The organism is Nitrosomonas sp., from assembly GCF_043753625.1.
GTDB lineage: Bacteria > Pseudomonadota > Gammaproteobacteria > Burkholderiales > Nitrosomonadaceae > Nitrosomonas.
The window spans coordinates 1-10,252 of sequence record NZ_JAYUWI010000126.1; the positions used below are offsets into that span (position 1 = coordinate 1).

Genomic DNA, 10,252 nt, shown 5'->3' on the forward strand with positions numbered 1-10,252 from the left:
GAACGCAATCCTGCCGCAGATATCAAGCCTTCCGATGTACTGAAACCCACCAAGAAAACCAACTATGCAAGGTTGGATCAAAAAGAATTACCCGAACTACTCCGCAAGATCGATGAATACGATGGACAGCCATTAACAAAGCTGGCATTGCAACTGATGGCATTCACTTTTGTGCGAACCAGTGAATTAATCGGTGCACGGTGGGATGAAATTGAATCGGATAAAAAGCAATGGCGTATACCAGCGGAGCGCATGAAGATGAAAACTCCGCATATCGTGCCATTATCCGATCAGGCGATGGCAGTATTGGAGAAAATAAAGAATCTTGCAGCCGATCAAGTCTTACTATTTCCCAGTGAACGCAGAGACGGTAAAACAATGAGCAATAACACCATTCTTTACGCACTCTACCGGATGGGGTATCACTCACGCATGACGGGCCACGGCTTCAGAGGGATAGCTTCAACGATCCTTCACGAACGCGGTTATAGTCATGAGCATATCGAATTACAACTGGCACATGCTAAACGTGATCAAGTATCAGCAAGTTATAACCATGCCCTTTATCTAGAACCAAGGGCACGCATGATGCAGGATTGGGCGGATTATCTGTATGCAGCAAGAGCGGAAGCGGACTTATTTTAAAGATTCGCCGTTTTTATCCACAGACAGTTCGAACAGTATACAGTTTTACCAGCAATGCCCAGCATGTGTTACCATTGTTTTCTGAATATCTACTAGATGCAGGTATTTGGTGGGCAACCATACAAGATGTTGTGAAATATTTGTAAAAATTTGCAGGGCTGAAATAATTTGTATTGTACAATCCGATCACCGATGAAAAAACCCGCTAGGATTCGAGTCCATAGCGGGTTTGTGCCAAGTTTATGTCATGGCTGACGATCGATCTTCCTATGACTAATAACGCGGCGCCGGGTGGCTGTTTTGCGTTTTAATCTATTGTTTATAAATGTCATTAGCGTAACGCTAATGTACTGAGTAAAAATATACAACATCGTTTGGCTGTATTTGACTTTGTGTAACTTTGTGTCACTTTGTGTAACTATGCACAAATGGTAACAGGTACGCTGATAGCGTGCAATAGATATAACTGTATATCTTAGTAGACACTGGTAAACAATAGTCAACCGATAGACACGCAAGCGGCCGCCTGATTGGTGAATTTATCATTCATTCAATTAGGAGCTTAACGTTGAAAATAACCCCTGCATTATCCGCTGTTTCAGCAATTATCAAGAATCAGAATCAATCCGTCGATCAGCTTCCACCCGCAGTGCTTCCGATGACCGGAAAATCTCGTTGGTCAAAAATCAAACACTTCGCACCAGTTTCACGCGAAAAATTCAGACAGTTATCTAAAGAAGGCAAGGCTCCGCAGCCTGAAAGGATGGGTATTCGGTGCACGTTTTTTGATAACGCAGAACTTCACAAGTGGCTTGCTGACCCTGTTAATTACAGAGCTGAGGTTTAATCATGACCTTACAAATAAAAAACCGAAGCTGGGGGGCTTCGGCTAATGCGCCTACTTTGGCAAACTCAAGCGCTAATTATACCACTTGCAGCATAGAATCACAATTTCGCCAAGCAATGCAAGCCGCTGGAATCCCTTACTCCGGTGAGGTCATAGCAGATGGTAAATTGCACAGAGTCCATATAGAAGGCCACAAACCAGGGACTCTAAACGGTGCTTATACACTGCACCTTAACGGACGCCCAGCAGGATATTTTCAAGACTACAAAACTGGTATTTCACAGACTTGGCGAAGTGGCAACGGTTGCCAGTCTGTTTCATATGCTCAGATTAAACAAATCACCGAATCCAGGTTTCAGCGCGATGCAGAAGAACGCAAGAAGCACGAGGAGACGGCGAAGCGAGCTAATACTCTATGGCCTAAATTTAAGCCGATCAACCTAAAATCAGGTCATGCCTATTTAACAGCTAAACGAATTCAACCACACGGAGCGCGGCTCTATGGCGATGCATTGGTTATCCCAATTTTTAACGAATCAAATCAACTTGTTAATCTTCAGTTTATTAATCCTCATGGTGAGAAACGCTTTTTATCAGGTGGACGCAAGCGCGGCTGCTTTCATATCATTGGCGATCTATCACAGCGTATTCTGATTTGTGAGGGATTCGCTACCGGCGCGAGTCTTTTTGAAGAGTCAGGGCAACGTGTTGTTGTTGCATTCGATGCAGGTAATTTGTTACCAGTTGCGAAGAATGTACGAGATCTTTCGCCAGATACGGAAATCATCATTTGTGCTGATAACGATGTATCAGGCTTGGGGCAGACTAAAGGGCGTGAAGCCGCATTGGCTATTGGGGGGAAGGTAATGATTCCACAGGAACCCGGCAAGGATTGGAATGATATGCTGACAGGAGGAAGTCGAAATGCTTAATTTAGAATTGGCCATAGATCCAAACAACCTAAATGTTTTAAATAAAGTTAAAAAATCCAGCACTTCCAACACTTCCAGCACTGGTAAGGGTTTCAAGGATATTAATCCAGCACCAACCCTACACCAACCCAGCACTAAACCTGAGATTGATCCTGATTCATTGGTGATTGTTACCGAAACCCCAAAAGGGGAAGAGCGAAAGGCATTACTCATTGATTCAAAAGCCGCGCAGGTGTTGCAAGAATCTTTGACAGGTTACCTTGCCCATGACATCAAGTCGCAAACATGGCACAGCTTTTCAGGCAGTCATTGGGAGCCTTTGGCGTCTCCACAATTGGCCGATAACTTGCTTATTGATCTGCTTTATATTGCAGCGGGTGATCTTGGCTTCAGAGCTGGGTATAAAAACGGCATTAAATCGCTTCTTTGTGATGGTGCGATGCTGCCATTACCAGAAAATGATAATACTAAATTACCCTTTAAAAATGGATTACTTAATCTAACGACAAAGAGACTGGAATCCATCACGCCAGACAACGCGCAGACATGGGGACTTCCTTACGATTATAAAGCCGGTGCCGAATGCCCAAAAATAAGAGCATGGCTACTTCAAGCAGTCGATCAAGACAAAGAAACGGTTAATTTTTTGCGGGCATGGATGGCAGCGGTTTTACATGGTCGAGCCGATCTTCAAAAATTTCTGCATTTGAAAGGCAGCGGTGGCACAGGTAAAGGCGTGTTTATGCGACTGCTTACCGCGTTAGTTGGTCAAGAAAATACCGTTAGCACAAGCTTGGATCAACTCGAGCAAAACCGCTTTGAAGCTGCGTCGTTATACAACAAGCGGCTGGCTGTTATTAGTGAATCTGATAAATACGGCGGGGCAATAAACAATCTTAAAGCGATTACTGGTCAAGATCATATTCGACTAGAACGCAAACACCAGCAGCAAGCCGGTAGCTTCGTGTTTCAAGGTTTGGTGATTATGGCCAGCAATGAATCGCTGCAAGTTACTGACCACACCAGCGGACTAGATAGGCGGCGGATAACCGTTATATTTGACCGCAGAGCCACCAATGAAGAGAAACAGGCATGGCAGCGGCAAGGCGGCGAAGAACCAGTATTACATAGTGAGTTGCCTGGTCTGGTTAATTGGTTGCTTGAGTTATCACATGAAGAAATATCCCGAATTATTCGCAATCCACCCAAACGCATAGCCGATGCTAATCTAGACGCCATGACCGCAAGCAATCCAATTGCTGATTGGGTAACTGAATGCTGCCTACCAGATACCGAGGCATGGACTCGAATTGGCGATAAGCGGGAGATCAAAGAGCCGGGTCATGAAACAACTTATAAGAACGCTGAATCTTTCCTATACCCCAATTACCTACGATGGAGTCAACGCGCGCACAAAACACCACTTTCGAGTCGACGGTTTAAAGATTTACTTATACAGACTTGTGAAACGCTGAATATTAGTGTTCTCGAATCGAGAAGAAGCGACGGAGTGGGGATAAATGGAATAAGGATCAGGCTAGATCATGAGCAACCATGCGGCGGAAAGGATGAATTTGTAACGTTTTAGTGCTGTATTGCTGGATTTAGTGCTGGATAGGTGCTGGATATATCGGCCTGAAACCCTTGCTAGTGTTGGATATGCTGGAAGTGCTGCATTTTTTGCTAACTTTGTTTTGTGTGGAGAAATATTAAAAATGGAAGTAATCGAAATAATTACGTACCTGAGAAATAAAAACTTTACCGTTAAAACTGATGGACAAAATCTTGATATAGCACCAGCGGCAAAAGTGACCAATGAACTGATAGAGAGGCTAAGAAAACATAAACCGGCAATCATTGCGGAATTGCAGCGCGAAGAAAGAAGGCTGAAAGTATTGGGGATATTGGAAGATAACCTAGATACACAAAGAGCATTTGTTGTTGACGTTGAAGCAGATGCAAAGCATGTGATAGTTACTATTGCTATTCGGGATCAGTACACCTTTGAAATGATTATTCCACGGGAAAAATATGATGCATTCTTACTAATGGAATTAATTGAGAAGGCACAGATTCAATAAGTCAGACACACTAAAACTAAATCATTGCGTTAATTAGGACAGCAAGCTGCAAAAAGAAATGAGCCGGTTACTCAGGGAACATAAAAAGGCTATCGGGATGATTGGTTAATTTTCTAGAAAGTTAACTCACAATTAGCTTTATCACTTTATTTAACATAAGGTTTTTCCTATTATCCACATTTTCTGTGGATAACTTGGTGGAAAAGACCGATATTCATTGACTAACTTATGGAGCGGCAAAGCATTTTGATGCCTGATTAATAATATGACAAATTTTATTTCATGCTATTTATCATGTGGTTAGTATTGTTCCTCACTAAAACATATATTTGCATAGAGTGCCGTTTTTATTCTGTTCACACTGTGGATAATTTGTAAATGTCAAGCCAGTTATTTGATTGTTGCAAAGCTTTACAATTCAATAAGGTATAAACAGTGACAGTTTTGCTTATCTGCTTTTCGGTTATCGACTCAAATAAAAATAACTTTAATTTTTATTTTCCCTGAAATGTTATTTTCAACACTAAATACTGATTAAAATGCGCAATAAGAAATCAAACTTCAGGGGAAAGCATGTCATCAGCCTTACGAGAATTACTCGCAAGCTATAGAAGCGCATCCAAAACAGAGCGAGAAAAAGGCACCTACTTTGAGCTGTTAATAAAAGATTTCCTCAAGAATGACCCCACCTATTCCCCGCAATTCTCTGATGTATGGACATATAAAGACTGGGCAGAATCACAAGGCATTGATAGCCGTGACATTGGCATAGACCTGGTTGCTGGTTTAAGCGAAGAAGAAGGATTTTGTGCGATTCAGTGCAAGTTTTATGATGAACATCACAGAATTCAGAAATCAGATTTGGATTCATTCTTTACCGCATCGGGTAAAAAAGGATTCACCCGCCGTTTAATCGTTGATTCCACCAGTGGTGCATGGAGTGAACATGCTGAAACGGCACTCAGTAATCAGACTATCGAAACCCAGCGCATTGGCTTATCTGAATTAGAAAACAGCCCGATTGATTGGAGTGTTTACGCCCCAAACAAGCCGGTTAAACTCAAAGCCAAGAAAACACCCAGAGATCACCAAATTACTGCAATAAATGCGGTTAAAAAAGGCTTGGCACTGGCAGACCGCGGCAAGATGATTATGGCTTGTGGTACGGGAAAAACTTTCACAAGTTTAAAAATTGCTGAAGAAATCGCAGGTTCAAGCAAGCAAGTCTTGTTTCTGGTGCCCTCACTTTCCTTGATGTCCCAAACCATTGCCGAATGGACAATTGAAAGTGTCATTCCACTGCGGTCCTATGCGGTATGTTCCGATGTTCAGGTAGGCAAGCGCAAAATTAGCGACGATCTGGCGGATATCAATATTCATGATTTAGCTTATCCAGCCACTACCGATGCAAAGAAGCTGGCGGCTAAGGTAGCGCATTCCCATGATGGTGAGATGACTGTCATTTTTGCCACTTACCAATCTATTCAAGTTATTCGTGATGCGCAAAAGAAATATGCACTGCCCGCATTTGATCTAATTATCTGTGATGAAGCACACCGCACCACGGGTGCCACGCTAGCCAATGAAGATGAATCCAACTTTGTAAAGATTCATGATTGCGATTATATCGCAGGCGCAAAACGCCTTTATATGACAGCAACCCCGCGCATCTTTGGTGATGCCATTAAAACCAAGGCCAAAGAAGTCGATGCCGTTCTTGCATCTATGGATAACCCCACTTTATATGGCGAAACGCTCTATGAATTGAGTTTTTCGTATGCCGTACAAAAAAACTTACTGACTGATTACAAAGTGTTGGTATTGGCCGTTGATGAAACACTGGTCAGTGAAGGCGTGCAGAAACGCTTAACCGATGGTGACAACGAGCTGGTTTTGGATGATGCCACCAAAATCATCGGCTGTTATCGTGCTTTGAGCAAACTGGATTTAAAAGCGGATGTGGTAGCAGATCCCAATCCCATGCGCCGTGCGGTTGCGTTTTGCCGGGATATTAAAAGTTCTAAGCGCATTAAAGATGAATTTGCCGCCGTTGTTGATGAATATCTAAAGAACCAATCACTACCCGAAGATTTCCAGCCACTCAATTGTGAAGCGGATCATGTGGACGGCACCTTTAATGCCACCGCGCGCAATAGCCGGTTAAGCTGGTTAAAAGAAGATACTGATAAAAACACTTGCCGCATCCTGAGCAATGCCCGCTGTTTATCGGAAGGTGTGGACGTCCCCGCTTTGGATGCTATTTTATTTTTGCACCCGAGAAAATCACAGATTGATGTGGTTCAATCGGTAGGCCGTGTCATGCGCCGTGCGGAAGGCAAAAATATGGGTTATGTGATTTTACCCATTGGTGTGCCCGCTGGTATACCCGCTGAAGAAGCCCTCAATAACAACGAGAAATACAAAGTTGTCTGGCAGATCCTCAATGCCTTGCGTTCTCATGATGACCGCTTTGATGCCACGATCAATAAACTAGACTTGGGCGCTGATGTGAGTAGCAAGATTGAAATTATCGCCGTCAGTAATACCTTGCCAGAACGACAAAAGAATAAAGAAGAAGGCGTTAATATCGGCACGGGTGGCTTTGATAACGCTGATAATGAATCCTTCGATAATACCAGCAGCAAAGCCAATCCCAGTCAAGCAAGCTTTGTATTTGATGAATTCTCAAAAGCCATTTATGCCAAAATCGTCAAGAAATGCGGCAAGCGGGATTATTGGGAAAACTGGGCAAATGACATTGCGCGCATTGCTCAAACGCACGTTTCCCGCATCACGGCTTTACTGAACAACAAGCAAGGCAAAGAGTATCAGGCTTTTGAAAAGTTTCTGGAAGAATTGCGTGATGACTTGAACGAGAGCATCACAGCGATAGAAGCCATTGAAATGCTGGCACAGCACATTATCACCAAACCCGTGTTTGATGCCTTGTTTGAAGGTTACAGCTTCACCCAGCACAACCCGGTATCACAGGCCATGCAAAGCGTGCTGGATGTATTGCAAGAGCAAAACCTTGAGAAAGAGACCGAGACGCTGCAAAAATTCTATGAAAGCGTCAAAATGCGAGCGGCTGGCATTGATAATGCCATAGGCAAGCAACGCATCATTGTTGAACTCTACGACAAGTTCTTTAAAAACGCTTTCCCGAAAATGACTGAACGGCTGGGGATTGTATACACCCCAGTCGAAGTAGTGGATTTCATTATTCATAGTATCAATGACGCATTACAGCAAGAATTCAATCAAACACTAGGCAGCCCGAATGTGCATATTCTTGACCCGTTTACCGGTACGGGTACATTCATCACCCGGCTATTGCAAAGCGAGCTGATTGGTCGAGATCAACTAGCCTATAAATATGAAAATGAAATTCACGCCAATGAAATCGTATTGCTGGCTTATTACATCGCAGCCATTAACATCGAAGCCGCGTATCACAGCATCATGGGCGGAAATTATCAGCCTTTTAATGGCATTTGTTTGACCGATACTTTCCAGCTTCATGAAAAAGAGGATTTGGTTAGCAATATGATGGTGGCTAATAGCAATCGACGCAAGAAGCAAAAGGCGCTGGATATTCGGGTGATTATGGGCAATCCGCCTTATTCAGCAGGTCAAACCAGTGCCAATGATAACAACGCCAATATTGCTTATCCTAAACTGGATGAAAGCATACGCACTACCTATGCAGCCCATTCAACCGCTACCAATAAAAACACATTGTACGATTCTTATATTCGCGCTATCCGCTGGGCAAGTAATCGCATTGGCAATAGCGGTGTCATTGGATTTGTCAGTAACGCGGGATTTATTGAAGCCAATACCGCAGATGGATTAAGAAAATGTTTGGCTGAAGAATTTAGTCGTGTTTATGTGTTTCATTTGCGGGGAAATCAACGTACATCCGGTGAATTATCACGTAAAGAAGGCGGTAAGATTTTTGGGAGTGGCAGCCGCGCACCGATTGCCATCAGCATTTTGATTAAAAATCCCAATGCAGTTGAGCATGGTCAGATTTATATGCATGACATTGGTGAATATTTAAGTCGTGAGGATAAGCTTGCCAGAGTTAGTGCATTTAAGAGCATTAATGGGATTAAAAAATCTAATGGCTGGCTACCGATTACACCGGATAAGCATCATGACTGGATAGGCCAGCGTGATGATGGTTTTAGTGCGTTTATTAGTTTGGGGGATAAGAGAGATAATGAGTCTATCGAGGTTTTTGAGAATTATTCAAGAGGTGCAGAAACTGGGCGTGATGCATGGTGTTATAACTTTTCCAAGAATGACCTGGCTCAAAACATGCGAAGTATGATTACCTTTTACAATCATGAGGCAATTCGTTACAAGGAAGCTTGCCAAGGTATAAAGAATCACGAATATCAAAGACTTGATGATTTTGTAAATTCTGATAGCACGAAAATTAGTTGGACTTCCAGTTTAAAAAACGATGCTGCAAAGTTCTTACAACATAGATTTAAGGAAGCTAACATAATCAAGGGAATTTATCGCCCTTACTCTAAATCATGGACTTATTTCAGCAATGAGTTTACTCACCGCGTCGGGCAAATGCCGCGTATCTTTCCTGATGCAACATCAGATAATCGGGTGATTTGTGTGACTGGGAGGGGAGCTACCAAAGATTTTTGTGCATTTATTTCTGATACTCTGCCAGATCTTGAAATGGTTTCTAAAGGCCAATGCTTCCCCCTCAAACTCTATGAAAAAAACTTAGCACAAGATGACTCAATCAAATCAGATAATCTGCCTGGTGAACTATTTGAAAGTGATCAGCCAAGTGAATCAGTTAACACAGATGCTGAATACACCGTAAAAGACGGCATTACTAATGAAGGATTAATGCATTTCCAATCAGCCTATTCAACAGAAGCCATCAATAAAGAAGATTTGTTTTATTACATCTATGGATTGTTACATTCTGAAGATTATAAAAAGCTTTATGCCGATAATCTCAGCAAAGAATTACCGCGTATTCCTTGTGTGAAAAAAGCCAGTGATTTTTGGGCATTCAGCCAAGCAGGCCGTGATTTAGCAGAGCTGCATATCAACTATGAATCAGTAGAGCCTTACCCAGTCAATTATGCTGGCGGTGAATTATTTATGGATGATTTTAGCGATGCCGATTACCGGATAGAGCAAATGAAATTTGGCAAGAAAGGCAAGGAAACTGACAAATCCACGGTTATCTATAACCACAAGATCACCATGACCCATATTCCCCTTGAAGCCTATGAATATGTAGTCAATGGCAAGCCAACTTTGGAATGGGTTATTGAACGTCAATCAGTCAAAACCCATCCAGAAAGCGGTATCGTCAACGATGCAAACCATTGGGCAATGACAACCATGCACGATGCCGCCTATCCGCTTAAGCTATTTCAGCGTGTGATTACAGTCAGTCTGGAAACGATGAAAATTGTGAAGAATTTACCGAGACTGGACATTGCAGTGAATCAAGCCTAATTTGATGACTACTCACGGGCGGTCTTAATCTCCATAGCTTATAAAATCCAGTACCGCACTCTGCCACGCCTATCATAAAAATCCACAAAAAACTTTTACAAGCTAAGGTACTGGGAAGGAAAAAACAGCATGCGGGTAATGAAAACCTCGTGAATTTTGTAGCGGAGCAAATTTATTAATGAGTTCTCATATTTATAACAAAACACAGGAAACAAACCATGCAAGTCACCAAATTGGCAAAA

6 protein-coding genes are annotated in these 10,252 nt (G+C 42.6%); all 6 read left to right on the top strand.

Annotated features, from left to right (window positions below):
- Positions 1-645 (top strand): tyrosine-type recombinase/integrase (locus ACH10T_RS10815; protein ID WP_394809286.1); only part of this gene is annotated, 645 nt, incomplete at its 5' end.
- A 568-nt stretch (positions 646-1,213) separates the two neighbouring features.
- Positions 1,214-1,492, top strand: a complete 279-nt coding sequence (locus ACH10T_RS10820) for a helix-turn-helix transcriptional regulator (RefSeq protein ID WP_394809287.1) — start codon at positions 1,214-1,216, stop codon at positions 1,490-1,492.
- Between the two features lie 2 nt (positions 1,493-1,494).
- A complete protein-coding gene (locus ACH10T_RS10825) occupies positions 1,495-2,424 on the top strand; it encodes a toprim domain-containing protein (RefSeq protein WP_394809288.1) in 930 nt (309 codons plus the stop codon).
- A complete protein-coding gene (locus tag ACH10T_RS10830; RefSeq protein ID WP_394809289.1) occupies positions 2,417-4,012 on the top strand; it encodes a phage/plasmid primase, P4 family in 1,596 nt (531 codons plus the stop codon). Before ACH10T_RS10825 ends, ACH10T_RS10830 begins: the two co-directional genes overlap by 8 nt.
- Before the next feature lie 7 nt (positions 4,013-4,019).
- The gene (locus tag ACH10T_RS10835; RefSeq protein ID WP_394809290.1) at positions 4,020-4,505 is read left to right on the top strand and encodes a hypothetical protein; all 486 of its coding nucleotides are present in this window, start codon (positions 4,020-4,022) and stop codon (positions 4,503-4,505) included.
- A gap of 573 nt (positions 4,506-5,078) precedes the next feature.
- Positions 5,079-10,010 carry a DEAD/DEAH box helicase gene (locus tag ACH10T_RS10840; protein WP_394809291.1) on the top strand — a complete coding sequence of 1,644 codons (4,932 nt, stop codon included), beginning with the start codon at positions 5,079-5,081 and terminating at the stop codon, positions 10,008-10,010.
- The last annotated feature ends 242 nt before the right edge of the window (positions 10,011-10,252 follow it).

Excerpts from the sequence above, each read along its gene's own strand:
- ACH10T_RS10825 (WP_394809288.1), top strand. The coding sequence starts at position 1,495 with ATGACCTTACAAATAAAAAACCGAAGCTGGGGGGCTTCGGCTAATGCG.
- ACH10T_RS10840 (WP_394809291.1), top strand. The coding sequence starts at position 5,079 with ATGTCATCAGCCTTACGAGAATTACTCGCAAGCTATAGAAGCGCATCC.
- ACH10T_RS10830 (WP_394809289.1), top strand. The coding sequence starts at position 2,417 with ATGCTTAATTTAGAATTGGCCATAGATCCAAACAACCTAAATGTTTTA.